The 25,381-nt window shown below is 71.7% G+C and carries 29 protein-coding genes; 22 read left to right on the forward strand and 7 right to left on the reverse strand.

Annotated features, from left to right (window positions below; genetic code table 11):
• Positions 1 to 161 precede the first annotated feature (161 nt).
• The 13 genes from OYE22_RS22735 (at position 162) to OYE22_RS22795 (ending at position 14,157) form a co-directional block, all read left to right on the forward strand.
• Positions 162 to 1,202 (forward strand): 5-dehydro-2-deoxygluconokinase, encoded by a 1,041-nt coding sequence (locus OYE22_RS22735; RefSeq protein WP_277322117.1) that lies wholly within the window; start codon positions 162 to 164, stop codon positions 1,200 to 1,202.
• 173 nt (positions 1,203 to 1,375) lie between these two features.
• Positions 1,376 to 2,263 (forward strand): deoxyribose-phosphate aldolase, encoded by an 888-nt coding sequence (locus OYE22_RS22740; RefSeq protein WP_277322118.1) that lies wholly within the window; start codon positions 1,376 to 1,378, stop codon positions 2,261 to 2,263.
• A 211-nt stretch (positions 2,264 to 2,474) separates the two neighbouring features.
• Complete coding sequence (iolB, locus tag OYE22_RS22745; protein WP_277322119.1) at positions 2,475 to 3,473, forward strand: 5-deoxy-glucuronate isomerase; 999 nt, start codon at positions 2,475 to 2,477, stop codon at positions 3,471 to 3,473.
• A complete protein-coding gene (gene iolD, locus OYE22_RS22750) occupies positions 3,470 to 5,347 on the forward strand; it encodes a 3D-(3,5/4)-trihydroxycyclohexane-1,2-dione acylhydrolase (decyclizing) (protein WP_277322120.1) in 1,878 nt (625 codons plus the stop codon). The genes iolB and iolD overlap by 4 nt, the downstream gene beginning before the upstream one ends.
• A 106-nt stretch (positions 5,348 to 5,453) precedes the next feature.
• A complete protein-coding gene (locus OYE22_RS22755; RefSeq protein ID WP_277322121.1) occupies positions 5,454 to 6,947 on the forward strand; it encodes a CoA-acylating methylmalonate-semialdehyde dehydrogenase in 1,494 nt (497 codons plus the stop codon).
• A gap of 272 nt (positions 6,948 to 7,219) precedes the next feature.
• Entirely contained in the window at positions 7,220 to 7,696 is a 477-nt protein-coding gene (locus OYE22_RS22760) for a DUF1801 domain-containing protein (RefSeq protein WP_277322122.1), read from the forward strand.
• Between the two features lie 324 nt (positions 7,697 to 8,020).
• On the forward strand, positions 8,021 to 8,509 hold the full coding sequence (locus OYE22_RS22765; RefSeq protein ID WP_277322123.1) for an ATP-binding protein: 489 nt from the start codon (positions 8,021 to 8,023) through the stop codon (positions 8,507 to 8,509).
• A gap of 278 nt (positions 8,510 to 8,787) precedes the next feature.
• Entirely contained in the window at positions 8,788 to 8,916 is a 129-nt protein-coding gene (locus OYE22_RS22770; RefSeq protein ID WP_277322124.1) for an LPFR motif small protein, read from the forward strand.
• A gap of 325 nt (positions 8,917 to 9,241) precedes the next feature.
• Positions 9,242 to 10,486, forward strand: a complete 1,245-nt coding sequence (locus tag OYE22_RS22775; protein ID WP_277324280.1) for an ATP-grasp domain-containing protein — start codon at positions 9,242 to 9,244, stop codon at positions 10,484 to 10,486.
• A gap of 64 nt (positions 10,487 to 10,550) precedes the next feature.
• Entirely contained in the window at positions 10,551 to 12,710 is a 2,160-nt protein-coding gene (locus tag OYE22_RS22780; protein ID WP_277322125.1) for a CocE/NonD family hydrolase, read from the forward strand.
• Between the two features lie 237 nt (positions 12,711 to 12,947).
• Positions 12,948 to 13,367, forward strand: coding sequence for a phage holin family protein (locus OYE22_RS22785; RefSeq protein WP_277322126.1), 420 nt, complete (start codon positions 12,948 to 12,950; stop codon positions 13,365 to 13,367).
• Entirely contained in the window at positions 13,364 to 13,894 is a 531-nt protein-coding gene (locus tag OYE22_RS22790; RefSeq protein ID WP_277322127.1) for a DUF3618 domain-containing protein, read from the forward strand. Before OYE22_RS22785 ends, OYE22_RS22790 begins: the two co-directional genes overlap by 4 nt.
• Entirely contained in the window at positions 13,891 to 14,157 is a 267-nt protein-coding gene (locus OYE22_RS22795; RefSeq protein ID WP_176161744.1) for a DUF4235 domain-containing protein, read from the forward strand. Before OYE22_RS22790 ends, OYE22_RS22795 begins: the two co-directional genes overlap by 4 nt.
• Before the next feature lie 120 nt (positions 14,158 to 14,277).
• Here the strand turns inward: OYE22_RS22795 and OYE22_RS22800 are convergent, their stop codons facing one another.
• Complete coding sequence (locus OYE22_RS22800) at positions 14,278 to 14,580, reverse strand: hypothetical protein (protein ID WP_277322128.1); 303 nt, start codon at positions 14,578 to 14,580, stop codon at positions 14,278 to 14,280.
• Positions 14,581 to 14,823: 243 nt separating this feature from the next.
• Between OYE22_RS22800 and OYE22_RS22805 the strand changes: the two genes are divergently transcribed.
• Together OYE22_RS22805 and OYE22_RS22810 are read left to right on the forward strand one after the other, a co-directional pair.
• Positions 14,824 to 14,979, forward strand: coding sequence for a hypothetical protein (locus OYE22_RS22805; protein ID WP_277322129.1), 156 nt, complete (start codon positions 14,824 to 14,826; stop codon positions 14,977 to 14,979).
• Positions 14,976 to 16,145, forward strand: a complete 1,170-nt coding sequence (locus OYE22_RS22810) for a methyltransferase domain-containing protein (RefSeq protein ID WP_277322130.1) — start codon at positions 14,976 to 14,978, stop codon at positions 16,143 to 16,145. The genes OYE22_RS22805 and OYE22_RS22810 overlap by 4 nt, the downstream gene beginning before the upstream one ends.
• Before the next feature lie 79 nt (positions 16,146 to 16,224).
• Here the strand turns inward: OYE22_RS22810 and OYE22_RS22815 are convergent, their stop codons facing one another.
• Genes OYE22_RS22815 through OYE22_RS22830 form a run of 4 tightly spaced genes read right to left on the reverse strand, consistent with a single transcriptional unit; the run spans position 16,225 to position 17,729 of the window.
• Complete coding sequence (locus OYE22_RS22815; protein ID WP_277322131.1) at positions 16,225 to 16,428, reverse strand: DUF397 domain-containing protein; 204 nt, start codon at positions 16,426 to 16,428, stop codon at positions 16,225 to 16,227.
• Between the two features lie 38 nt (positions 16,429 to 16,466).
• Positions 16,467 to 16,682 carry a DUF397 domain-containing protein gene (locus tag OYE22_RS22820; RefSeq protein ID WP_277322132.1) on the reverse strand — a complete coding sequence of 72 codons (216 nt, stop codon included), beginning with the start codon at positions 16,680 to 16,682 and terminating at the stop codon, positions 16,467 to 16,469.
• 40 nt (positions 16,683 to 16,722) lie between these two features.
• Positions 16,723 to 16,929 carry a DUF397 domain-containing protein gene (locus OYE22_RS22825; RefSeq protein ID WP_277322133.1) on the reverse strand — a complete coding sequence of 69 codons (207 nt, stop codon included), beginning with the start codon at positions 16,927 to 16,929 and terminating at the stop codon, positions 16,723 to 16,725.
• Complete coding sequence (locus OYE22_RS22830; protein ID WP_277322134.1) at positions 16,926 to 17,729, reverse strand: helix-turn-helix transcriptional regulator; 804 nt, start codon at positions 17,727 to 17,729, stop codon at positions 16,926 to 16,928. The genes OYE22_RS22825 and OYE22_RS22830 overlap by 4 nt, the downstream gene beginning before the upstream one ends.
• A gap of 284 nt (positions 17,730 to 18,013) precedes the next feature.
• On the opposite strand from OYE22_RS22830, the gene OYE22_RS22835 reads away from it, so the two are divergent.
• The 6 genes from OYE22_RS22835 (at position 18,014) to OYE22_RS22860 (ending at position 21,846) form a co-directional block, all read left to right on the forward strand.
• Positions 18,014 to 18,193 carry a hypothetical protein gene (locus tag OYE22_RS22835; protein WP_176161739.1) on the forward strand — a complete coding sequence of 60 codons (180 nt, stop codon included), beginning with the start codon at positions 18,014 to 18,016 and terminating at the stop codon, positions 18,191 to 18,193.
• On the forward strand, positions 18,186 to 18,569 hold the full coding sequence (locus OYE22_RS22840; protein ID WP_277322135.1) for a hypothetical protein: 384 nt from the start codon (positions 18,186 to 18,188) through the stop codon (positions 18,567 to 18,569). The genes OYE22_RS22835 and OYE22_RS22840 overlap by 8 nt, the downstream gene beginning before the upstream one ends.
• Entirely contained in the window at positions 18,566 to 19,030 is a 465-nt protein-coding gene (locus OYE22_RS22845; protein WP_277322136.1) for a hypothetical protein, read from the forward strand. The genes OYE22_RS22840 and OYE22_RS22845 overlap by 4 nt, the downstream gene beginning before the upstream one ends.
• Positions 19,031 to 19,598: 568 nt before the next feature.
• A complete protein-coding gene (locus OYE22_RS22850) occupies positions 19,599 to 20,015 on the forward strand; it encodes a peptidase inhibitor family I36 protein (RefSeq protein ID WP_277322137.1) in 417 nt (138 codons plus the stop codon).
• A gap of 208 nt (positions 20,016 to 20,223) precedes the next feature.
• Positions 20,224 to 21,036, forward strand: a complete 813-nt coding sequence (locus OYE22_RS22855) for a hypothetical protein (RefSeq protein ID WP_277322138.1) — start codon at positions 20,224 to 20,226, stop codon at positions 21,034 to 21,036.
• Between the two features lie 396 nt (positions 21,037 to 21,432).
• Complete coding sequence (locus OYE22_RS22860) at positions 21,433 to 21,846, forward strand: cupredoxin domain-containing protein (protein WP_277322139.1); 414 nt, start codon at positions 21,433 to 21,435, stop codon at positions 21,844 to 21,846.
• A gap of 102 nt (positions 21,847 to 21,948) precedes the next feature.
• Here OYE22_RS22860 and OYE22_RS22865 read toward each other — a convergent pair whose 3' ends face one another.
• Positions 21,949 to 23,280 (reverse strand): phospholipase D-like domain-containing protein, encoded by a 1,332-nt coding sequence (locus tag OYE22_RS22865; RefSeq protein WP_277322140.1) that lies wholly within the window; start codon positions 23,278 to 23,280, stop codon positions 21,949 to 21,951.
• 193 nt (positions 23,281 to 23,473) lie between these two features.
• A complete protein-coding gene (locus tag OYE22_RS22870) occupies positions 23,474 to 23,878 on the reverse strand; it encodes a hypothetical protein (protein ID WP_277322141.1) in 405 nt (134 codons plus the stop codon).
• A 401-nt stretch (positions 23,879 to 24,279) separates the two neighbouring features.
• Here OYE22_RS22870 and OYE22_RS22875 point away from each other — a divergent pair, with 401 nt between their 5' ends.
• Complete coding sequence (locus OYE22_RS22875) at positions 24,280 to 24,846, forward strand: hypothetical protein (protein ID WP_277322142.1); 567 nt, start codon at positions 24,280 to 24,282, stop codon at positions 24,844 to 24,846.
• Positions 24,847 to 25,381: the final 535 nt, after the last annotated feature.

Below are 25,381 nucleotides of genomic sequence, written 5' to 3' on the forward strand. Positions count from 1 at the left end.
TGGCCCCGCGCCCGTCGCATCCGTGCGTCCTTGCGCGGGACGCTGGCGGGACGCCAGCAAGACGTCAGTATGTCAGGACAAAATGTTGACAGGCCGTGTGAGCCGCCGTTAGACCTGTTGTCGAGTTTGCCGGCCGGAACGGAAGGGCGAGCATGGCGAGCATGACGCAGCCGTACGACCTGATCACGATGGGCCGGATCGGAGTCGATATCTACCCGCTCCAGACGGGCGTGCCGTTGGCGCGCGTGGAAACGTTCGGCAAGTTCCTGGGGGGCTCGGCGACCAACGTCGCGGTGGGGGCGGCCCGGCTCGGGCGCCGGGTGGCCGTGATCACCCGCACCGGGGACGACCCGTTCGGCACCTATCTGCACGAGGCGCTGCGCGACTTCGGCGTGGACGACCGGTGGGTCAGCCCGGTCGCCGCGTACCCGACGCCGGTCACCTTCTGCGAGATCTTCCCGCCCGACGACTTCCCGCTGTACTTCTACCGCCAGCCCAAGGCCCCCGACCTGGAGATCCGGCCGGAGGAACTGGACCTGGACGCGGTGCGGGCGGCCCGGATCTTCTGGATGACCGGCACCGGCCTGTGCGCGGAGCCCAGCCGCGCGGCGACGCTGGCCGCCCTCGCCGCCCGCTCCACGGAGCAGCCGGCCGCCGCCCCGCCGGACGCTCCCCGACCGGCCGCGGGCCTGCCGGGCGCCCCCGGCCCCGCCGACCTCGGCGGTGCCCGCGCCCCGCGCGCCACGGTCTTCGACCTCGACTGGCGGCCCATGTTCTGGCGCGACCCGGACGAGGCCAGGCCCTACTACGCCAAGGCGCTCCAGCACGCCACCGTCGCCGTCGGCAACCTCGCCGAGTGCGAGGTGGCCACCGGCCAGCGGGAGCCGCGCGCGGCGGCCGACGCGCTGCTGGCCGCCGGCGTGGAGCTGGCCGTCGTCAAGCAGGGCCCGGCCGGCGTCCTCGCCGTGCACCGCGACGGCACCACCGCCGAGGTGCCGCCGGTCCCCGTCGAGGTGGTCAACGGGCTCGGCGCGGGCGACGCGTTCGGCGGCGCGCTCTGCCACGGGCTGCTGGCGGGCTGGGAGCTGGAGCGCGTCATGCGGTACGCGAACGCCGCGGGCGCCCTCGTCGCCTCCCGCCTCGCCTGCTCGTCCGCGATGCCCACGCCCGACGAGGTGACGGACCTCATCGGCCGCACGTGACGCCCCCCGGCCCGACCCCCTCGTCGACACCCGACACCCGACACCGCCCCGCGCACGCCCCGTCCACGACCCCGTACGCACACCCGCACACCCCGCACCCACACCGTTACGCACGCCCCTCGCGTACGTCACAACCCCGGCCCGTTCTGACCAGTTGAGAGTGAGCGACCCCCTTGACCATTCGCATCTCCGACCTCGCGAAGGTACGGGCCCGGCATCCCGAGGCCATCGCGGAGGCCGCCGCGCGCCGGGCCCGCAGGCCGCTCGTCGGGGCCAGCGGGCGGCTCATGATCATCGCCGCGGACCATCCGGCGCGCGGCGCGCTGGCCGTCGGCGGCCGCGAACTGGCCATGGCCAACCGCACGGAACTGCTGGAACGGCTGTGCCTCGCGCTGTCCCGGCCCGGCGTCGACGGGGTGCTCGGCACCGCCGACATCCTGGAGGACCTGCTGCTCGTCGGCGCCCTTGAGGACAAGGTGGCGATGGGCTCGATGAACCGGGGCGGGCTCGCGGGGAGCACGTTCGAGCTGGACGACCGGTTCACCGGGCACCGCGCCCGGGACCTGGCCCGACTCGGCTTCGACGCCGGCAAGCTGCTCCTGCGCATCGACTACGACGACCCCGGATCGCTCGACACGCTGCTCTCCGCCGCCCGCGCCATCGACGACATGGCCGCCCACCAACTCCCGGTCTTCGTCGAGCCGTTCATCTGCCACCGCACCGCGGGCAAGGTCGGCACCGACCTCGCCGCCAGCGCCGTCGCCCACTCCCTGGCCATCGCCTCCGGCCTCGCCGGCACCTCCGCCTACACCTGGCTCAAGGTCCCGGTGACCGACGACCCGCGGGACATGGCGCGCGTCATGGAGACCTCCACGCTGCCCGCCGTACTGCTCGGCGGCGACATCGGCCAGGGCGCGGGGGACCAGGAGCGGGCGTACGAGAAGTGGCGGCACGCGTTGAAGCTGCCCACCGTGCAGGGCCTGGTGGCCGGGCGCGCGCTGCTCTACCCGGCCGACGGCGACGTGGCCGCCGCCGTCGACACCGCCGTGGGGCTGCTGTGACCCTCACCGGCGCCCCCGCTGGCGCGCTCCCCGTACGACCTCCGCCGGCCATCCCGTACGACCCCGCACACGCCCCCCGTACGACCGCCGGAGGCACCCCGTAAGACCGCCGACGGACCCGTAGCGCCGCCGCCGTAGACCTGCCGCGCCCGCCCACACGACCGTCGTACGACCGCTGCCACCACCACCCCCCGCAGGAGACACCGAGCCCATGAGCCCCACCCCCTTCCGCACCTTCCACCTGCCGGCCGGCAGCGCGGCCGACGGGCCGTACGCGCTGGCCATCGACCCCGAACGAGCCGGCTGGGGCTACTCCTCGCTGCGCGTACTCGACCTGCCGGCCGGCGGTGAGCACGCGTGGGAGACGGGTGACAGCGAGTGGATCGTGCTGCCGCTGGCCGGCGCGTGCACCGTGGCCGTCGGCAGCGCCAGCGGTGACGGCAGCACCAGCAGTGCCAGCAGCACCAGCGGTGACAGCGGTGACGGCGACGAACTCTTCACCCTGCACGGCCGGGAGAGCGTGTTCAGCGGCGTGACCGACTTCGCCTACCTGCCGCGCGACGCCCGCGCCCGCGTCACCAGCGCTGCCGGCGGCCGGTTCGCGCTGACCGGGGCGCGCTGCGAGCGCGCGCTGCCCGCCCGCTACGGGCCCGCCACGGACGTCGCCGTGGAGCTGCGCGGCAGCGGCGTCTGCTCCCGGCAGGTCAACAACTTCGCGGCGGCCGGGGCCTTCGCGTGCGACAGGCTGATCGCCGTGGAGGTGCTCACGCCCGGCGGCAACTGGTCCTCCTACCCGCCGCACAAGCACGACGAGTACCACCCGGGGCAGGAGTCCGAGCTGGAGGAGATCTACTACTTCGAGGTGGCCGCCGCGCACGGCACCCCGGGGCTCGGCTACCAGCGGGTGACGCCGTCGGGGCCGGACAAGGAGACCGACGTGCTCGCCGAGGTGCGCACCGGCGACGCCGTGCTCATCCCCGACGGCTGGCACGGCCCCTCGATCGCCACCCCGGGCCACGACCTGTACTACCTCAACGTCATGGCGGGCCCCGGCGCCGAGCGCGCCTGGCTGATCCGCGACCACCCCCAACACGCCTGGATCCGCGACACCTGGCCCGAAACCCCCGTCGACCCCAGACTGCCGCTGTACGCCGCGCCCCCCGCCGACGGCCCGGGGCCCGCCACACCACCTCCGGGAGAGGCCCGATGAGCACCCGCCGGCTGACCGTCGCCCAGGCCCTGATCGCCTTCCTGGCCGCCCAGCACACCGAGCGCGACGGTCGCAGACGCCGCCTGATCGACGCCTGTTGGGGCATCTTCGGGCACGGCAACGTCGCCGGCGTCGGCCAGGCCCTGCTGGAGTCGGGCCCGGACGCCATGCCCTACCTCCAGGGCCGCAACGAACAGGCCATGGTGCACGCCGCCGTCGGCTACGCCCGGCAGTGCGACCGGCTCGCCGCCCAGGCCGTCACCACCTCGATCGGCCCCGGCGCCACCAACCTCGTCACCGGCGCGGCGCTGGCCACCGTCAACCGGCTGCCCGTCCTCCTGCTGCCCGGCGACACCTTCGCCACCCGCCCCGCCGACCCGGTCCTCCAGCAACTCGAGGTGCCCTACGCCGGCGACGTCTCCGTCAACGACGCGCTGCGCCCGGTCAGCCGCTACTTCGACCGGGTCACCCGCCCCGAGGCGCTGATCCCGGCCGCGCTGGCGGCCATGCGGGTGCTGACCGACCCGGCCGAGACCGGCGCCGTCACCCTCGCGCTGCCGCAGGACGTGCAGGTCGAGGCGTACGACTGGCCCGAGGAGTTCTTCGCCGAGCGCGTCTGGCACGTGCGCCGCCCGGCGCCCGACCCCGCCGCGCTGGCCGAGGCCGCCGAGGCCGTCCGCCGGGCGCGCCGGCCGCTGCTCGTCGCCGGCGGCGGCGTGCACCACAGCGAGGCCGAGGACGCGCTGCGCGCCCTTGCCGACGCCACCGGCATCCCGGTCGCCTCGACCCAGGCCGGCAAGGGGTCGCTGCGCCACGACCACCCGGCCGACGTCGGCGGCGTCGGCCACACCGGCACCGCCCCCGCCAACGACCTGGCCCGCGCCGCCGACCTCGTCATCGGCGTCGGCACCCGCTACTCCGACTTCACCACCGCCTCCGGCACCCTCTTCGCCGACCCCGCCGTCCGCTTCGTGAACCTCAACATCGCCTCCTTCGACGGGCACAAGCTCGCCGCGCTGCCGCTGCTCGGCGACGCCCGCGCGGGCCTTGAGGCGCTGACCGCCGCGCTGGCCGGGCACCGGGTGGCGGCGGCGTACGAGGCGGAGTACGCGGCCGGCAAGCGGCGATGGGAACGGGTGGTCGAGCGGGCGTACGCCGCGCCGGACGACACGGCCCGGCCCACCCAGACGCAGGTCGTCGGCGCGCTGGACGCCGTCGTCGGCGACGACGACGTGGTGATCAACGCGGCCGGCTCGCTCCCCGGCGACCTGCACAAGCTCTGGCGGGCCCGCTCCCGGCGCCAGTACCACCTGGAGTACGGCTACTCCTGCATGGGCTACGAGATCCCGGCCGCCATCGGCGTCCGCCTGGCCGCCCCCGACCGGCCGGTGTGGGCGCTGGTCGGCGACGGTACGTATCTGATGCTGCCGACCGAACTCGTCACCGCGGTCCAGGAGGGCGTCGACATCAACGTCGTACTGATCCAGAACCACGGCTACGCCTCCATCGGCGGCCTGTCCGAGGCGGTCGGCGGCGAGCGGTTCGGCACCGCCTACCGCTACCGGGCCGCCGACGGCTCGTTCACCGGCCCGCCGCTGCCGGTGGACCTGGCCGCCAACGCGGCCAGCCTGGGCGCCCGGGTGCTGCGCGCCGCCACGGTCGGCGAGCTGCGCGCCGCGCTGGCCACCGCGCGCGAGACGGCGGGGCCCACATGTGTCTACGTGGAGACCGAAACGGCCGACACAGTGTCCAGCGCGCCCGGCACCCACGCGTGGTGGGATGTTCCGGTGGCCGAGACGGCGACCCGACCGGCGGCGGCCAGCGCACGCGAGGAGTACGACCGCCGGGCGACCGCCCGCCGACACCACCTGTGACCCCCGCCCGCCCCGTACACGCCCCGCAGCCGCACCCCGTGACCCACCCCGACCCGCGGCGCCCCGCACCGCTCCGCGTGCCGCCTCACGAGAAAGGTCTCCTGGTATGAAGACCATCGACCACTGGATCGACGGCAAGCCCGTGGAGGGCACCTCCGGCGAGTACGGGCCGGTCACCGACCCGGCCACCGGCGTCCAGACCACGCGGGTGGCGCTCGCGTCGGCGACCGAGGTGGACACGGCCGTCGCGGCGGCCAAGGCCGCGTACGCCACCTGGGGTACCTCGTCGCTCGCGCAGCGCACCTCGGTCCTCTTCCGCTACCGCGAGCTGCTCGACGCGCACCGCGACGAGATCGCCGACCTGATCACCGCCGAGCACGGCAAGGTGCACGCGGACGGCCTGGGCGAGATGGCCCGTGGCCTGGAGATCGTCGAACTGGCCTGTGGCATCCCGCAGTTGCTCAAGGGCGAGCTGTCCTCGCAGGTCGCCACGCGGGTCGACGTGGCCGCGATCCGACAGCCGCTGGGCGTGGTGGCCGGCATCGTACCGTTCAACTTCCCCGCCATGGTGCCGCTGTGGATGTTCCCGTTGGCGATCGCGTGCGGCAACACGTTCGTGCTCAAGCCGAGCGAGAAGGTGCCGTCGGCGGCGTACCGGCTGGCCGAACTCGCGGCCCAGGCCGGCCTGCCGGACGGCGTGCTCAACATCGTCAACGGCGACCGGGTGGCCGTCGACCGGCTCCTGGAGCACCCGGACGTCGCGGCCGTCAGCTTCGTGGGCTCGACCCCGGTCGCCCGGCACATCCACGCCACCGCGACGGCCAACGGCAAGCGCGTGCAGGCCCTGGGCAGCGCCAAGAACCACATGCTGGTGCTGCCCGACGCGGACCTGGACGCCGCGGCCGACGCGGCGGTCTCGGCGGCGTACGGCTCGGCCGGCGAGCGCTGCATGGCCGTCTCCGCGGTCGTCGCCGTCGGCGCCACCGCCGACCCGCTCATCGAGAAGATCACCGAGCGCGCCGCCAAGATCAAGATCGGCCCGGGCGGCGACCCGAGGTCCGAGATGGGCCCGCTGATCACCCAGGCCCACCGGGACCGCGTCGCCTCGTACGTGCACGGCGCGAGCGCCCAGGGCGCCGAAGTGGTCCTGGACGGAACGGACTTCACGGTAGAGGGCAAGGAGGACGGTTTCTGGATCGGCCTGTCCCTGCTCGACAAGGTCTCCGTGGACTCCGACGCCTACCGCGACGAGATCTTCGGCCCGGTCCTGTCCGTGCTGCGGGTGGACACCTACGAGGAGGGCGTCGAGCTGATCAACGCGTCCCCGTACGGCAACGGCGTCGCGATCTTCACCCGCGACGGCGGCGCCGCCCGCCGCTTCCAACTGGAGATCGAGGCGGGCATGGTGGGCGTGAACGTGCCGATCCCGGTCCCGGTCGGCTACCACTCCTTCGGTGGCTGGAAGGACTCGATCTTCGGCGACCACCACATCTACGGCAACGACGGCGTGCACTTCTACACCCGCGGCAAGGTCATCACCACCCGCTGGCCCAACCCCGAGGACGCCGGCGTCGACCTGGGATTCCCCAGCCACCGCTGACCCCACCCGAGCCCCCGCTCACCCCACCGGCCACCCGGCCCGCCGCCGCAGCGCCCCTGCCGCTGGCGCGGGCCCCGCCCCCTCGCCCCGCCGACCCGTCCCCCCGGGCCGGCGGGGCGAGGCATGTGTGGGGCGTCGCCGTCTCGGTGGTCGTACGGGTCGCGCCGTACGCGCTGGTCAGCGCCCGCCCACTGTCAGTGGGGCGGGTTAGTGTCCCGTCTCAGACCGCGTACGACCCGGCCGTCCACACGGCCCGCACGAAGGAGCCCGCCATGAGCAAAGCCGACAACCTCACCAGGAACACCACCGACGACACCGCGCACGAGGGGTTCTCCCCCGAGGAGCGGGCCGCGATGAAGGAGCACGCGCAGGAGTTGAAGAAGGCGTCGCGGCGCAGATCGCGGGCGGAGAAGGAGGCGGAGGCGGCGGCGGACGTGGTCGCGAAGATCGCCGAGATGCCGGACGCGGACCGCGTCCTGGCCGAGCGCGTGCACGCCATCGTCACGGCCAACGCCCCCACCCTCGCCCCCAAGCTCTGGTACGGGATGCCCGCGTACGCCCTCGACGGCAAGGTCGTCTGCTTCTTCCAGAGCGCGAGCAAGTTCAAGACCCGGTACGCGACGCTCGGCTTCAGCGATGTCGCCGCACTGGACGAGGGCGCGATGTGGCCGGCCGCGTACGCCCTGACCGAGGTGAACGCCGAGGTGGAGGCGCGGATCGCGGAGCTGGTGCGCCGAGCGGTGAGCTGAACCGCGACACGGACGGGCGGGGCGGGCGGCCTGCTGGGGGCGGGTGTCCCGGCGGTGTGAGCGCGGGGTCCGTCCCGTGGTGGGCCCGGGCCGGGTGGGGCGGAGTGGGCGCGCGCGGCTGCGGGCGCGCCCGTGGCGCCCGTGGGGGGAGTGCGGGGGAAACGCCCACCTCTGGGGCGTGATGCGCCAACCGTCGCCCCTTGAACCGAATGCTGACGTTCTGCGTCCGGACATGCATCGCTGCGCACGGTCGCCCGGGCATCAGGACGCCGCGGGGTGACACCCGGCGTAGCGGCAGGTAGCTCACCACGGAGGGGAAAGCTCATGTCCGCCGATGCTCCAGTCGCCCCCGCAGCCTCTCGTACCCCGACCGCCACACCGATCCCACCGGTCATAGCCGCCCCGCTGGGCACCTGGCGGTACACCCTGTACCTGCCGCACAGCCCACTCGCCCCGAGCGTGGCCCGCGCCACGGTCCGTACCGTGCTCCGCGTGCACGGCCCGATCAGCCTCACCGACCGCGCTGAGCTGCTGGTTTCCGAGCTGGCCAGCAACGCCTTCCGGTACGCCCGCGGCCCGGCCTCGCTGCGCCTGGCCTGGCGGGACGGCGTGCTGCGGCTCAGCGTGCGCGATACCAGCCCGGAACTCCCCGCCCCGCCGAGAACGGGCCCGTGGGACCTGGGCCAGGAGGGCGGCCGGGGGTTGCGCATGGTCGGCGAGTACGCCGACCGATGGAGTTCCTACCGGCTCGCGGGGCGCGGTCGGCAGGCGCGTGGAAGCGGCAAGGTCGTGTGGTGTGAGCTGATCGCCTAGCCGCCGCGCGGGCGCGAGCGGGGTCCGGGACGGCGCGTACGCGCACGGGCGTGCGCGCTCCCCGGGCCCTGACCGCCACGGCCGCCTCCGGGACACACCGATGTGTGCCGTTCTCGGCGTTTCGTGGGGCCGACGAGGTTACGACGCGTTTGCGGAACCAGTTACGGGACACCCTCACTCTCACCCCGGCGCACATCCACCCGCCGCCCCGCCCCAAGGCGGCCTCGCCGGGAGAAACCCGAGCTCAGAGACCTGAGAGTCCTGGGAGAGGAGCCATCATGCTCAAGGCCATCGCTGACGTACTGCGCTCGATCGGCGGCGCCATCGCCACCGTCGTGACCCTGCCCTTCCGCGCCATCGCCCGCCTCTTCGGCGGCGCGTCCGACAGCGCGCACGGGCGCCACTGACGCCGCCCGCACCCCACGCCCGGCGCGCTTCCGCCACCCGCCGAACGCCTCGCCCCGCGCGTGCCACGGCACCACGCAAACCATGACACCCCTCACGCCACCGTCAGCGTCGATCTGACATCGAGCGGGCACGGCCGGGTACCCGGGTGCGACGCCGGCCCGACGGACACGCCGAGGAGGCGGAACGCGTGCGGAAGACCGGAAGAACGAGCGGGGCGGGCGCGAGAGCGCACGCCGACAACGCCGACGACAGGGAGCAGTGGTGAGCCGAAAGAACATCGTCGTGATCGGGGCGGACGAGGCCAACCTGCGGGTGCTACGGGACATGCCGGGCGCTGACGACCTCACGTTCCACGGCCTGTTCGAGCCGGACGAACTCCAGGGCGGCGACGTGGACATGGCCAGCCTGGTGCAGAAGGCGATCGGTGCCATCGACGCCATCGACGGGGGCGTGGACGCGATCGTCGGCTACTGGGACTTCCCCGTCAGCGCGCTGGTGCCGCTCCTGAACGAGCACTACGGCACCCGTGGCACCAGCCTGGACTCCATCGCCAAGTGCGAGCACAAGTACTGGAGCCGGCTGGAGCAGCGGAAGGCCATCGACGAGTACCCGGGCTTCGGCCAGGTCGACCTGACGACGGACAACCCCCGGCCCCCGGCCGGCATGAGCTTCCCTATGTGGGTCAAGCCCGCGGTGGCGTACTCGTCCGAGTTGGCGTTCGGCGTGGCCGACGAGGGCGAGTTCCAGGACGCGGTCGCGCGCGTACGGGAGGGCATAGGCCGCGTCGGGCGCCCCTTCGACTACGTCCTGGACCGGCTGGAGCTGCCGCCCGAGATGACCGGCACCGGCGGCCAGGTGTGCCTGGCCGAGGAGTCGCTGAACGGCATCCAGGTCGCCGTGGAGGGTTACGTACAGGACGGTCTGGTCACCGTCTACGGCGTACTCGACTCGATCGACTACCCGGACAGCCCCAGCTTCCTGCGCCACCAGTACCCCTCCACGCTGCCCGAGCCGGTCCTCGTCCGGCTGCGCGAGGCGTCCGCGCGCGTGATGCGGCAGATCGGCTTCGACAACGCGACGTTCAGCATCGAGTACTTCTACGACCCGCAGGCCGACGCGATCAACCTGCTGGAGATCAACCCCCGGCACTCGCAGTCGCACGCGCTGCTGTTCCAGTACGTGGACGGGGTGCCCAACCACCACTGCATGGTCCGCCTCGCGCTCGGCGAGGACCCCGCGCTCCCGTACCGCGAGGGCCGCTACCGGATGGCGGCCAAGTGGTACTACCGCTGGTTCGCAGACGCCGCGGTGCGCGGGGTGCCGAGCCAGGCCGACATCGAGCGCATCGAGCGCGACATACCCGGCGTGAGCATCACCCTGGTCCCCACCCGGGGCGAGCACCTCTCCGACGCCCGCGAGCAGGACAACTACAGCTACGAGGTGGCCCACATCGTCACCGGCGCGGACAGCGAGGAGGAGCTGCGACAGAAGTACGACCGCTGCGTCGCGGCCCTGAACCACCGATTCGAGGTCACACCCCCCGAGGACCCGGCCGAGCCGAGCCGCTGAGCGCCCCGCGAGCCGGACGCGCCCGCGCGGCGACACGAGCGCGAGGAAGGAGCGATCCCCACCCATGCGACACGTGAGCGATCTGCCGTACGCGACGAAGGAGGAGCAGCACCTCACCATCCCCATGTCCGACGGCGTGCGCCTGTCGGCGCACGTCTGGCGGCCGACCACCTCCGACGACGAGCCGGTCCCGGCGATCCTGGAGTACATCCCGTACCGCAAGCGCGACCTGACCTCCGTACGCGACTCCGTCCACCACCCCTACCTGGCCGGCCACGGCTACGCCTGCGTCCGCGTCGACCTGCGGGGCACCGGCGACTCGGAGGGCGTGCTGCGGGACGAGTACCTGGAGCGGGAGCAGGCCGACGCCGAGGAGGTGCTCGCCTGGCTGGCCGAGCAACCCTGGTGTGACGGCACGACCGGGATGATGGGCCTGTCCTGGGGCGCCTTCGCCGCGCTCCAGGTGGCGGCCCGCCAGCCACCGAGCCTGCGGGCCATCGTCATCGCGTCCTTCACGGACGACCGGTACGCCGACGACATGCACTACATGGGTGGCGCGCTGCTCTCCGACAACCTCGCCGAGGCGGGCACCATGTTCGCCTACGCCACCTGCCCGCCCGACCCGGCCGTCGTCGGGGACCGCTGGCGCGAGATGTGGCACGAGCGCCTGGAGAACACCGAGCCCTGGGTCCTGGAGTGGCTGCGCCACCAGCGCCGGGACGACTACTGGCGGCGCGCGTCGGTCTGCGAGGACTACCAGGCCGTACGGTGCCCCGTGCTCGCCTCCAGCGGCTGGGCCGACGGCTACTCCAACGCCGTCACCCGACTGCTCGCCAACCTGGACGTGCCCCGCAAGGGCCTGATCGGGCCCTGGTCGCACAAGTTCCCGCACCTGGGCGAGCCGGGGCCGGCCATCGGCTACCTCCAGGAGGTCGTGCGCTGGTGGGACCGCTGGCTCAAGGGCATCGAGAACGGCGTGATGGACGGGCCCATGCTCCGCACCTGGATGCAGGACACCGTGCCCCCCTCCACCTCGTACGCGGAGCGCCCCGGCCGCTGGGTCGCCGAACCGAGCTGGCCCTCGCCGCACATCCGCCAGGTCACCCACCCCCTCACCCGGCACCGCATCGGCCCGCCCGACCAGGCCCCCGACGGCACCGGCCGGCCGACCCCCGGCCCGCTCGGCGCGACCGGCTCGACGGCGCGGCCCGCCGCCGACGCCAGCGTGAGCGCGGACGCCGAGGCCAGCCCGGCGGTGGCGGCCGACGACGCGGGCCGCGACGGGCGGTCGGGCGAGGCGATGACGGTGCGCTCGCCGCTGTCCGTGGGCCAGTTCGCCGGAAAGTGGGCCTCCTACAACGCGCCCCCCGACCTGCCGTACGACCAGCGCGAGGAGGACGGCGGCTCGCTGGTCTTCGACACCGACCAGCTCACCGAGCGGGTGGAGATCCTCGGTTCGCCCACCGTGGAACTCGACCTCGCCGTCTCCGAGCCGATCGCCCAGGTCGCCGCCCGGATCTCCGACGTGGCCCCGGACGGCAGCGCGACGCGGGTGACGTACGGCATCCTCAACATCGGCCGTGGCGACGGCACCGCGGACCCCACCCCGTTGGAGCCCGGGCGCCGCTACCACGCGGTCATCCAACTCAACGGTGTCGCCCAGGCGTTCCCGCCCGGCCACCGCATCCGGCTCTCCCTGTCCACCTCGTACTGGCCCCTGGCCTGGCCGCCCCCGCGCCCCGTACTGCTGAGCGTGTACGAGGGGACGAGCAGCCTGACGCTGCCGGTGCGCCCGACGGACCGGGACGACGAGCCGGCGCGGCCGTTCGGCGAGCCGGAGGGAGCCCCGCCGCTGCGCACCACCCGGCTCAGCCCCGTGGAGGAGCGCTGGGACGTCAGGCGCGACCTGGTCGACTACCGGGCCGAGTTGGAGATCGTGAAGGACCGGGGCTTGGTGCGCTTCGACGACATCGGCCTGGACGTGGGCAGCCGCGCCTACGAGCGCTACACGTCCGTCGCCGACGACTTCACCTCGCCCAGCGGCGAGTCGGCCTGGACCATGCGCTTCCGACGCGACGACTGGGACGTCCGCGTGGAGACCCGCACCGTACTGCGCTGCGACGAGCACGCGTTCCAGGTCGACGCCACGCTGGACGGGTACGAGGGCGACCGGCGGGTCTTCTCCCGCAGTTGGAACGAGACGGTGCCCCGCGACGGCCTGTGAGCCACGTGACCCACCCACCCCACGACCCACCCCACGACCCCGCCCCACAACCCGCCCACCGCCCGTGTGTCGTAAGACGGCCCGGCGTGGGTACCCGAATCACTCACCGACAGCCGCACACCCAGCCGCACACCCAGGGAGAGAGGCCACATGGCAGCCGCCAAGGGGTACCCGTCGCACCCGACGACCGCCCCCACGCCGCCGCCCGGAACGCCGAGGAAGGAGGGGCTCACGCCGATGACCACAGCAGACTCCCCGCACCCGCACGACCGATCGTCGGAACCGGTGGGCGAGTTGGTCCAGCGGGCCTCCCAGCAGTTGTCCCAACTCGTACGCGACGAGATGCGCCTGGCGCAGGCGGAGATGGCCCAGAAGGGCAAGCGCTTCGGCAGGGGCGGCGGCCTGCTCGGCGGCGCCGGCCTGGTGGGCGTCCTCGCCCTCCAGGCACTGGCCGCCACCGCGATCGCCGCCCTGGCCCTCGTGCTCGACGTGTGGGCCGCCGCGCTGATCGTCACCGTCGTGCTGGCCGGTACCGCCGCGCTCCTCGCGACCCTCGGCAAGCGGCAGATCAGCCAGGCGGCCCCGCCCGCGCCGGAACAGACGGTGGACAGCGTCAAGGCCGACGTGGCCGAAATCAAGGAGAGGGCACACCGATGAGCAACAGCAAGCCGCAGACCAACAACTCCAGTCGCACCGCCAAGACCTCCACCAAGTCCACCAGCGAGTCCACCAGCAAGTCCGCCACCAAGCCCACCACCGACGAGTTGCGGGCCAAGGCCGAGGAGACGCGCGAGGAACTGGGCGAGACGGTCCAGTCCCTGGCGGAGAAGGCCGACGTCAAGGCCCGCGCGCAGGAGAAGGCCGTGGCCGCCAGGCAGCAGCTCGACGAGAAGACCGCGCAGGCCAGGACCCAGTTGCAGGACAAGGCGTCGCAGGCCGTCCACCTGGTGCGGGAGAAGACCCCGGAGCCCGTACGCGCCAAGGCGGTCGCCGCCTCCGAGCAGATCCGCGACAAGGCCACCCAGGTCGGCCAGCTCGCCCGGGACAAGGCGCCCGAGCCGGTGCTGGAGAAGGCCAGCCAGGGCGTCAACATGGCCCGGGCCAACCGCACCCCGCTGTTCGCGGTGACCGGCGTACTGGTCGTCACGCTGCTCGTCGCCCGCCGGGTCCGGCGGTCCCGATGAAGCCGGTCGCTCTCGCCTACAAACCCGTGGGCTTCGCCCTGGGCGCTGCCAGCGGTGTCCTCGCCGGCATGGTGTTCGACCAGGTCTGGAAGCGACTCGGGCACGAGGACGACGCGCCTGACGCCACCGATGAGCACCGCGCCTGGGGCGAGGTGCTGGCGGCGGCCGTCGTGCGCGGCGCGATCTTCGCCGGTGTCAAGACCGCCGTGGACCGGGCCGGTGCCATCGCCACCCGCCGCCTGACCGGCACCTGGCCCGACTGACTAGGCGCCTGTCCGCCGCCTCCGCCGAGCCCTCCGCCGGCACCCGGGCCCGCCCCAGACGGGGCGGGCCCGCCGTGGGTTCGGGGTGGTGTGGGGGCGCGGGTGGTTCGGATGACGCGGTCAGAGGGCTGGACGAGGGTCGGCGCTGGTGACGGTGCCGGCCCACGTGTCCGGTTGGTCTGAGGCACGCCAACGGACTTCCAGGTGCCTGCGCGTGAGTTTTTCGGCCTTCCGGTGGCAGGCAGCCTGCGCGATACCGGGCTCGGACGCGGGTGCGGCCACGTGCTCGTGGAGAGTGCCGTCGGCGACGCCCGACGGCTCGGCGAAGTAGATCGCGTACCGCCACCCGTCGAGGGTCCGATAGAGCACGAGGGCCGTCGGGGTTCCGAAGGTACGCCAGTACGGTCGCCGTTTGGTCGCCACGTTGGCACGGTACGGGGCGTGGTCGGGGGCCAGCTCCACGCCCCGTCTTCTGGCCCGTTGCGGCGGCGGGTCACCCATACGGGTGGCGAGGCCGGCGCTCTGCTAGCGGCTTCGCTGCATACCGAGCATGGTTTCTCGTCTATCGACGGTACCGAGGTGAACAGTCGCCTGTTGCCAGAGCACCCACGGAAGACGGGTGCCATTCGGCATCGTCACGTCACTCCACACAGTGAGGGTGGTCTGATGCGAGCACAGTTCCGTACGTCCGTCGAAGGCGGCGGCCAGCACGGCGGCAACGAGGAAGAGGGCGACGGTCACCCCGGGCAGCCCTGGACGCCGCCAGCGCCGCCGCCCCCGGACGGTGAGATGCCACCCGGTGACGGGACCCATCGCAAGTGAAGGCTGATCGCGAAGGGGGGCGCGCCAACGACGAGTTGGCGTGGCCCCTCGCCCCAGCAGGGGAACTCGCCCCCGAGTGGGTGGACTCGTTCGCGGCCGTGCCACGCGCGCTGTTCCTTCCGGATCTCATCTGGGCCCACGACATGCCGACCGGTCGTAGCGTCCCCGTCTCCCGCGATGTCGACCCCGTCGGATGGCAGCGGGCGGCGGAGGCGAATGTTCCCATCGTCACCCAGTGGGACGACGGCCAGCACGCGGGGACCAGCCCGGGGACCGTGCCGACCAGTTCCGCCAGCATGCCGTCGGTGGTGGCCGGCATGCTGCGTTACCTGGACATACGCGAGGGCATGCGAGTACTCGAAATCGGCACGGGCACCGGCTGGAACGCGGGGCTGCTCGCCCACCGCTTGGGCGGCGGCCAAGTGGTCAGCGTCGAGATCGACGCGGTGGTGACCGAGCGGGCTCGCAAGGCACTGGCGCGCGCCGGACTCGACCCCGAGGTGGTCCACGGGGACGGCGCGCGAGGTTGGCCGAAGGGGGCGCCCTACGACCGCGTGATCGTCACCGCGGGCGTACGGACGGTCCCGCTGGACTGGCTCCAACAGGTGCGGCCGGGCGGGGTCATCCTCACCCCCTGGGGCACCCACTACAGCGACCAGGACGCCCTGCTCCGGCTGACCGTACGAGAGGACGGCAGCGCGGAGGGGCCTTTCCTGCGCATGGTCGAGTTCATGAAGTTGCGCAGCCAGCGACTGGACTGGAACCGATTCAGGGAGCACGTTCCGCAGTTCCCCGGGGACGCCGACGTGTCGCGTGCGCGGCTCACGCTGGCGGAGTTGGGAGACCGCTACGACACCGTGCGGTTCGTCATGGGCCTGCGCGTTCCCGACTGCGCCCACGTGGTCAACCAACCGGACGCGGGGACCGCGAAGGCGTGGTTCTTCGACCTGCTGAGTCGCTCGTGGGCCGCCGTCGTGTTTCGCGGTGGTGAACCGGAGCCCACGGTCTACCAATCGGGCCCGCGCCGCCTGTGGGACGAGGTGGAGTCGGCGCACCGCTGGTGGACGGCCTGCGGCAGCCCGGACCTCACGCGCTTCGGCCTGACCGTCGGGCGGGACGGGCAGCGGGCGTGGCTGGACGACCCTGGCAACTCCTGGCCGGTGTGAGGCGTAAGCCCACGCATGAGGCGCCCCGAGTCAGCCAGGCTACGGCTGACTCGGGGCGCCTTGCGTACTGGATGGCCGGTTAGTCGGTGAAGTCGCCGGCCTTGACGGCGGTGATGAACGCGTTCCAGGCGGCCGGCTCGAAGGTGAGGGCTGGGCCGTGGGGGTCCTTGCTGTCGCGGACGGGGACGATGTTCGGGACGCCGGCGGCGACCTCGACGCAGTCGCCCGTGCTGCCGCTGTAGCTGCTCTTGAACCACGTCGCCGAAGCGAGACCGGTGGTCATCTGTACCTCCTCATCTGGGCCCGGTGAGTCGTGCGGGCTCAGCCTTGGATGTCGCCTGCCTTGATGCAGGCGATGAACGCGCTCCAGGCGGCCGGCTCGAAGGTGAGCGTTGGGCCGTGAGGGTCCTTGCTGTCGCGGACGGGGACGATGCCGTATGTGGCCGCGTGCCTAGGGGCCCATTCGACGCAGGTGTTGGCCTCTACGCCGCTGTAGCTGCTTTTGACCCATGTCGCCGTGGTGAGGTTGGTGGTCATCTGTACCTCCTCATCGCGTGCCCGGTGAGTTGCGCGCCGATCAGTCTCGGATCTCGCCGGCCTTGACGGCGGTGATGAACGCGTTCCAGGCGGCCGGCTCGAAGGTGAGGGCTGGGCCGTGGGGGTCCTTGCTGTCGCGGACGGGGACAACGCTCGGCACGCCGGCGCCGACCTCGACGCAGTCGCCACCGTTGTTGCCGCTGTAGCTGCTCTTGAACCACATCGCCGAGGTGAGGTCGGTGGTCACTGATATCCCTCCATCACGTTCCGGATGAACTGAGCGGACTCAGCCGTGGAGAGCGCGTCCGCCGCAAGTCGAGTGTAGGCGCGGGTCAAGTTTCGCACCCGCGCTGGATCGTTGACGAAGTGTCCGTAATCGATCGATTCCGAATAGACCCAGTCGCGACCGTTAGGCATGGAGATGATCGTCAACGGGGCGCTCGGCCGCACAACGAGTGGGCTGTTTGCTGGCACGACCTGGATCACGAAGTTCGGCAGTTCAGTCAGCTCCAGTAGGTGTGAGCACTGCTCGGCCATCACCTGCTGACTGCCCACGACGGTCCGCAAGGTGTTTTCGTCCAAGATGGCTGAGAGCAGTGGACTTTCAGGGCCAGGGGCCAAGAAGCGGTCTTGCCGACTGAGTCGCGCCTCAACGGTGCGCTTGAGTTCGTCAGGGCTGCGTAGCACTGGGGCGTACAGAGCGTGTACGTAGCTCTCGGTTTGCATCAGCCCAGGAATGTTCTGGCTCTGGTAGACGCGTAGCGCTGTCGCCTCTCGGTCCATCCGTGCCCGACGTTCGAACCAATCGTTCCTGGTTGTGGTCGGGTACCAGTCCACATCGCGCCACAGATCCAGCATCACGTCGCCGGTCTCCAGCAGGTCCTCCCACGCCGCGACCTGCCGTCGGTCGGGGACACGCTCGCCCGACTCGATTCTCGCGACCATGGAGCGGTCGAGGTGCGCGACCGCACCCAGTTCGGCCTGCGTTCGCCCAGCCCGTTCGCGAGCGTGCTTTATGAACCGTCCGAACAATTGCGCGGCTGTCACGGCGAGATCGTTTCCAGGCGGCGATGGAGAGGCTCCCGCGTCTCGATCGACTCCGCGTCCCCGACGTGCCATGGGGACCCCCTTCGGTGTGTGTCAGTACTTTCGGCGTCACGACCGTGGTGCGGCTGTGGCCGGAACGGGTCACGCATTGTGATCGTAGCCCTCGCAGGAGAAGTCTGTAAGTGCACGGTCACAAACGGTGATTGGGGTTGACGTCCTGCCGCTGAGTGCCGCGTGGGCGTCCGTAGCCCTCGTCCGGAACGAGCCGTTGAATGAAACACACCATGACCATCAAGGTCTACCGCCAGCGCCCCGGCGAGGAGCCGGTTCCGCTCGCCGCGCCGACGACCATCCGTGTGGACCCCGAGGCCATGACGCAAGGCGAGTGGGAGGCGCGGTTCTGCTCCACCGCCTGGGGGCCCTGCCGTTGCCCGCGTCATCGTGGGGTGGCGGCCGATGGGTGAGGTCGATCCGCGAGCCCGGGTGCTGACCGGGCAGCACACCGTACGGACCGTCTCCGGTGCCGTGCTGCGGTTCTTCCTCGCCGACGCGCTCCCGCTCGATCCCGCTGCGGCGCGGTGGAAGCCTGTCGCGGACGTCGAGTTTCAACTCGCGTATGAGACATCGCTGTTCGCGAGGGAGCCGAACGGTTCCGCCACGCTCCGCCCCAACACCCAGCGCGTGCAACTCGCGCTCGACGCGCTCGCCGGGCCCGGCAGTTTCTTCTGGTCGGACGGGGGCGCCGAGGCCGGTGTCATGACCACCAACGGCAAGACACCCGACGCGTGCGGGCTCGTGCCCGCCGCCCTGCCCGCGCACGCCCCGGGAGGTGCCTCGTGAGCACGCACGGCGTACGCGTCACCCTGCTGGTGTGGAAGCCGGTCAACGTCGACGCGCCCGGCGATGTGGCGGCCGGTTGGCCGCAGGTGCTCCAGGTGCGGGACGGGGCTGGGCCGTGGCAGGCGCCGAGCGTCGTCCTGCGGGGCGGGGAGTTGGTGATGGGCGCGGCCGAGCGGGTCGCGTACGCCCTCGGCCTCACCCTGCCGAACGTGCACCGGGTGCTCGCCGTCGACCAGCGGCCCGCCGCGCGCGGGCGGCCCGGCGAAGTGGTGCTGGTCGTGGATGGGGGATGGGTGGCGGGCGAGGACGCGGAGGTGACCGGCGGCGGCGCCGACTCCTGCGCACACGCCGGGTGGCACCGGCGGCGCTGGGCCTCCGCCGACGCGCTGGCCGACGACCGGGAACTGGTGGTCGCCCTCGGCGCGGCCGTGGCCAAGCTCCCGCCGTTCGTCCTGGGTTAGGAACCGTCGCCGTGGTGTGGCGAGCCGGCGCGGGCGGGTGCCTGCCCGTGCCGGGTAGGGGTGGTGTCGCGATGCATGAGGACATATGCGCCAACAAGCATGCATGGCGCAATAGTTCGTAGGCGGGCGATCAGGCTCCGTGATTCGATGCGACGGCGCGACAGGAAGTCCCCATAAATGACGATCTCTACGGGGTGCCCGAAAGCGGCCCGGGGCGAATGCGGCGACGTGCGTGGGTTATCCGCCCACACGCTGCGCCCCCTTATCCGCACCGAGGCCGCCGCACCTCTCGATTGAACGGCGCGTTCCGTCCCTGAGGCGAAGACTGGCGTGCGTTCCGCATTCCTCTCCAGCCATCGACGTCACTCCCCACTTTCGGCGAGCACACGCGGTATCCGCCGTGTTCCCGCGTGGTGAGCGCCGAGGCGAGGAGAGTGCAACCGGTCAGCGCGCCCGCCCCTGTGGCCATACGCCGTGCCTCGGCGGGCCGATCAGTGTGGTGAACGACAGTACGTGCGCGGAAATGCAGGAATCAGGAATTCAGGCATACGAACGAGATGAGACTGACATGAAGATGAAGGGTCGTCTGCTCGCCTTAGGTGTGGTCGGCATGGCCGCCATGGGGACGGCGTTCGCCACGGTCCCCGCGTCGGCCGCGCCGAAGCCGATCACGTCAGGGGGGTGCGAGGACAAGTACGTCTGCCTGTACTACAACTCAGACCTCAAGGGCGCGATGTTCAAGCATCGTTACAACATCAGCAACTACGCGGGGTACGTGTTCACGGCCAGCGACGCGGGCAGTGCCGGCGCCGGCCAGCCCGTGAAGAACAACGCGGCCTCGGCGACCAACTGGGAACAGGGGAACGGGATCAGAATCTACGTGAACAGCAACTACATCGGGGACTGGGACGGCGTTCCGGCATGGACCTGGGTCAACCTCTCCGCGACGAAGAACAACAACGCGTCGGGTGTGTGGGACCACTGATGTGACGTTCGGTGCTGTGCCCCGCCCGTCTTCTGGGCGGGGCACTTTCCTATCGTTCTGACGGATCGAGGCTGTTGCCCACATGCGAGTTCCTATCCGTACAGTTTCCGCCCTTCTCCTGACGGTGTCCGTGGCGGCGGTCGGGTGTTCTACGGAATCCACTCCCTCCACCGATCCACCGCCGTTCGTCAACAAGTCCGCGATTCCGGTGATCACGAAGCCGGAGAACCGGCCCCTGCCCGTGGACGCCTATTTGCTCACCAACCGCGAGGAGGACGCGTTCGTCAGGGCCCGGCACACGCTCGTCACGCGGTGCATGGCGCGATTCGGATTCCGCTACGGCCCGCTGCCCGAGCCCGGCTTTCGCACGCGTAACCGGACGCAGCACCGCTACGGCGTCAGCGATCCGCAGCAGACCGCGACCCATGGATTCGCTCCGCCCGGGAGCCCGCGTCACCAGAAGCCAAGGCGGAAGAGGTCGTCGCTGTCTCCCGCGATGTCCCTCGTGCTCAGTGGTACCGATGACCCCAAGGTCATGCCGGGTTCCGTCGAGGCGAAGGGTGGTCAGCGGATCAACGGGCGCACCGTTCCCAACGGTGGCTGCTTCGGGCAGGCGATGGACGCGCTCAAGGCCCGGGACGGTGACGGGGGTGGTGACGCCGAGCTGGCCAGACGCATCACCGGCGAGAGTTTCGACCGCTCGCGGCGCGACCCCCGGGTGAAGGAGGTCTTCACGCGCTGGTCCCGTTGCATGCGCGACCGGGGGTTCTCGTACGCCGATCCGGTCGCGGCCAACAACGATCCCGCGTGGCGCACACCGACTCCGTCGGCGACGGAACGGCGCGCCGCGACGGCGGACGCGGTGTGCAAGCGGCAGGAAAACGTGATCGGCGTCTGGTGGACGGTCGAGGCCGCGTACCAGCAGCGCGAGATCGACCGACACCGCGGTGAACTGGCCGACATCCGAGCGACGATCGACGAGCGCCAGCGCCTGGCCAAGGCGGCGGTGGCGAGCCGCTAGGCATCGCCACCGCTCCACTCCACTCCGCGCCTGACCGGGCCGGCGAGCGCCGGTCGGCCCGGGTGCCCGGCCCCGCCGCCCGGCCCTGTGGTCTGGGCGGCGGCCCTCGTGCGCGCCCCGGCGCTGCTCTCGCGTGTCCCGTACAGGCGGTGTGGTGCGACCCGTACCCGGCGCGGCGCGGCCCGCGCGACTGGTCGTGCCCGCCCCGTACGGCCATACCGCGCGCCCCCGCCGGCGCGGCGCCCGGGCGCGGCGGTTCGGGTCAGGGGGGCTCGTCAGGGTGACGGCCCGTGCTGGCGGTCTCGTGCGTGGCGTTAGGGGAGTGCCACCGACGCCCGCGCGGGTTCGGTACCGGCGCGGAGGTCGGTCCCAGCGGACCGAACGAAAGGCACTCCCATGAAACGCCCCGCCGCTCCCCACCTCAGCCTCTACCGTCTCTTCGCCGCCCTGGTGGCGATGCTCTCGCTCGGCGTGCTCCTGCCGGGCCCGGCGACGGCCGTGGCCGGCGTACCCGTCGCGCCCGGCACAACCGCCACGCCCGGCGCGGCCCAGCGGCCCGCCGCTGAGGTGATCGTGATCATCGAGGACAACCGGTTCGTGCCGCAGACCGTCACCGTCAGACCCCGTGACACGGTGCGCTGGACCAACAACGACCGCTTCGACCACACCGTCACCTCCAGCGCACCCGGCTGGGACAGCGGGGTCCTCACCCCGGGCCAGAGCTTCCGGCGGGTGTTCCCGGCTCGCGGCATGTACCGGTACCACGACCGCCTCAACCCGTCGATCACCGGCGTCGTCGTCGTTCGGTAGGACCCGACAACCATCAGCCTTGGGCACCCGGCCCGGCCCGGCCCCGGTACTCCACCGGGGCCGGGGTCGGGGTCGGCTGCGGTCCGACGGCCCGACGGGGGCTCAGGGCGTGGCGGAGCAGGCGGCACGCAGGTCGTAGTACCAGGACAGGTACTGCTTGTGCGTCTCCTGGTCGGTGATGCGCAACTGCACGTCGTCGCTGTTCTGTAGATTCGTGAAGTTCATCGAACCGGTGTAGACCCGCGGGGTGGTGCCACCGTCCTGCTGTCCGTCGATCATCGTGATCTTCGTGTGCGGTACGACCGAACCAGCTCCGAACGGGACTCGGCAGGGCTTGAGGCTGATCTGGGGATAGGCGGGGTTACCGGTGTTCTGCTCCAGTTCGGTCACCACGTTGGGGTGAAATGGGAACTCCTCCGGCTTCTGGTCCTTGCTGGGGAGGGGGTAGATGATCTCCACCCAACACCCCTGACCCCGTAGGGTTCGCACTTTCTTGGCGAGGGCTATGCGCGGGGTCGACCACTTGGTGAGCACCATGCGGATGTCGGTCTGCCGCGTCACGCCCCCCGCGTCCTGGTAACGGCACTTCACCTGGTCCAGGTTGCGGATGACGGGATCGTTGTACGTCTCGGGCTTGTCCTGGGGGTGTGGATAGAAGACCGCCTGGTGCTTGAGGCCTGCGGTGCCCCAGTAGTAGTTCGGATCCGGGGGCGACGCGCGGTGCAGACGCAGGTCCTGAAAGTACTTCCGGTACGCGCTGTAGACGGTCGCCTCGGGGGTACCGGAGGGGGCGGTAAATGTGTACGCGTCGTTGAAGGACCAGTACAGGTAGTAGTCCGAGAGGTTCGACGAGCTCTGGAAGACCACCGCGGGGTGGACCACGCCGCCCACCCGGACGTTGGAGAAGACGGCGAACTTGTTGTGCAGGTAGTTGTCCGCGATACAGCCGCGCTTGACCTCGGCCGGGCGCGGATACTCACATTCGATGACCCAGGAGTCGTTCGTCTCGTCGGTGCCGAGCCCGGCGCGCAGCTCGCGGAGAACAGGCTCGTTGCTTCCCTCGTGGCCGTTTTCCGGCTCCTGCGAGTCCAAGATCACCCGGACGTGCACGCCTCGCTCCCTGGAAGCGGCGATCAGCGCGGCCACGACGTCGCTTGAGCGATCACCGTTCGAGAACTCGTGCATGGCCAGATTGACCTCACCACCCGGCTGGGTCGCTTGGATCAGCCTGATGAGCTGGTCCATCACGGCCGACTGCTCGGGCGACGGCCGCTCCGTGCTTGAGGTGATCATGGGGTTGTTGAAGACCGGTCGGTTCAGGACGGGGTCACCGGTGACGGCGGACGCTGTGGTGCCCGTCGCGGGCTGCGCCGTGGCGGGGCCGACCGTGAGCGTCGCGGCGAGCAACGACAGCGCCGAGAGCGCCGTCGTCATGACTCTTCGCCACGGCGTGGAGCGTGGTGTGAGCACCGTGCTTCTCCTTCTGTCCGGGGCGTACGGAACACCCTTGACCGCTGATGAGCGGGGTGGGCGGACCGGGAGACGCGCTCGGGCGGCGTGGTGCTCCGTCGGTCCGCCCTACCGGGTAGGGCCGCTCGGCGATCACCGGGGCCCGAGCGGTGGGGGCCTACTTCGCGGTGCGGACCTGCGCCGCGGCGGGGGCCTGCGCGGACTGCAACGACTCGGGGAGCTGTGGCGCCCGCTGGCCACGGCAGGGGTAGTGTGAGCCGCCGTTGGTCAGCGAGCCGTCGGAGATCCACCCCTGGGTCGAGGTTCCCTTGATCCGGGCGTAGGTCCAGGTGTTGCCGTAGTCGTTCACCGCGTAACACCAGTAGTAGACGTTCGTGGCCACGGCCAGGTACTCGACGTCGTCGCACGCGGCGTAGGGGCCGACCTTCATGTGGCCGGCCTTGCTGACGCTGCCCGTCGCGTCGTCGTAGTTGGCGTACTCCCATCCCGTACACGTCACGGCCGACGCGGCTTGGCTGGGCGCCGTGCCGAGGACGCCGAAGGACAGACCGATGCTTCCCACGACGGCAGCCAGGGCCGTTCTCCGTCTTGGATTCCCGCGCATGTCGTTTCCTTCCGACTGGAGGTCGCCAACTGGCCCCGGTTCGCGGCCCGTTCGCGGGCCGGTCCCGCGCCGCGGCGAGTATCCCGCGACCCGTGGGTGACGTCGATAGGTGTGCGTGTCCGGGTATGAGCACTCAGTCATGAGTGACGCCGTGGTTGTCACGGGGCGAGAAGAGCGCCGGCCCGCTGGGCAGGGCAGCGGCGTGGCGGCGGGCGCCGTCGCCGAGTGGGGGCGGGCTTGTGACCGGGCCCACAATTCGCTCCACGGGCGGTGCAACCTTTCCGGCCGCTTTCGTGTCTCCCCTAGTAACGCCACATAGGCGTGCTAATCGCTACAAAACCGACACGGGAGTGATCGACATGTCGCACACCTCGCACACCTCGCACCCTTCGCGCACCGCACACGGCCCGCGTACGTCGCGTGCCTCGCGCCGCGCCAAGCGCCCCGCGCTGCTCGCCGCCACCTGCGTGACCGCCGTCGGGCTCGGCCTCGGCCTCGCCGCCGCAGCGCCCGTGGCGGCGGCCGGGCAGTCAGGCGCCGGTTCCGGGGCTGGCTCAGGAGCCGACTCCGGGTCTGGGGCGACTGCCCGCCAGTACGACGCCAAGGAGGTGCGCCACTTCCTCAAGGGTTTCTACGGCAACCACGGCCCGAGTGCCTGGGAGCGGGAGCACCTGGTGACCGAGGAACTGAAGGAGAAGGCCGCCCAGACGCCGGACTACGACCTGCTGCTCTGCGCCCAGAACATCCCCAAGGCCATCGACATCGGCCCCGTCACCACCGCCCAGTCGGCGGGCGTGGGGTGGGCACCGGTGACGACGCACTGGGGCAAGGGGCAGGACACCCAGGTCTTCACGGCGTACGTCGGGCTCGACGCCAGCAAGCCGATGAAACTGATGGACATCAGTTGCGAGGCGCCCAGCGCGTGATCGCCTGCGGCGCGCTTCAGGTGGGTGGCTCGCCTCCGTGGTGGGCCACCCTGTCTCGTGGAGGATCGGGCCCGGTACCTGGCTTCCTGCTGGGGCCATCCCCCCCCGCGCGCAGGAACCAGGAGGGCAACCGCGACGGGTGCGAGGCCGAAGAGGGACCATCCCCGCGCGCGGGGACCAGCAGGGCGACGCCGAGGACGACCTCATCGAGGTGGGACCATCCCCGCGCGCGGGGACCAGGTCCACTACGACAACAACGTGCCCTTCGACCGGGGATCATCCCCCCGCGCGCGGGGACCAGGAGCTGGTGGCTTCCGCCACCGGCGCCGCGTTGGGGCCATCCCCGCGCGCGCGGGGACCAGAACGTCCTGCTGATCGAGCGCGACTGGCCGCCGGGACCATCCCCGCGCGCGGGGACCAGGTGCTCAGCACGCGCCACCCGCGCGCGTGGGGGACCATCCCCGCGCGCGGGGGGACCAGCGTCGGCGGCGGCTGCCACACTGGCCGCCGCCGGGACCATCCCCGCGCGCGGGGA

The organism is Streptomyces sp. 71268, from assembly GCF_029392895.1.
Classification (GTDB): domain Bacteria; phylum Actinomycetota; class Actinomycetes; order Streptomycetales; family Streptomycetaceae; genus Streptomyces.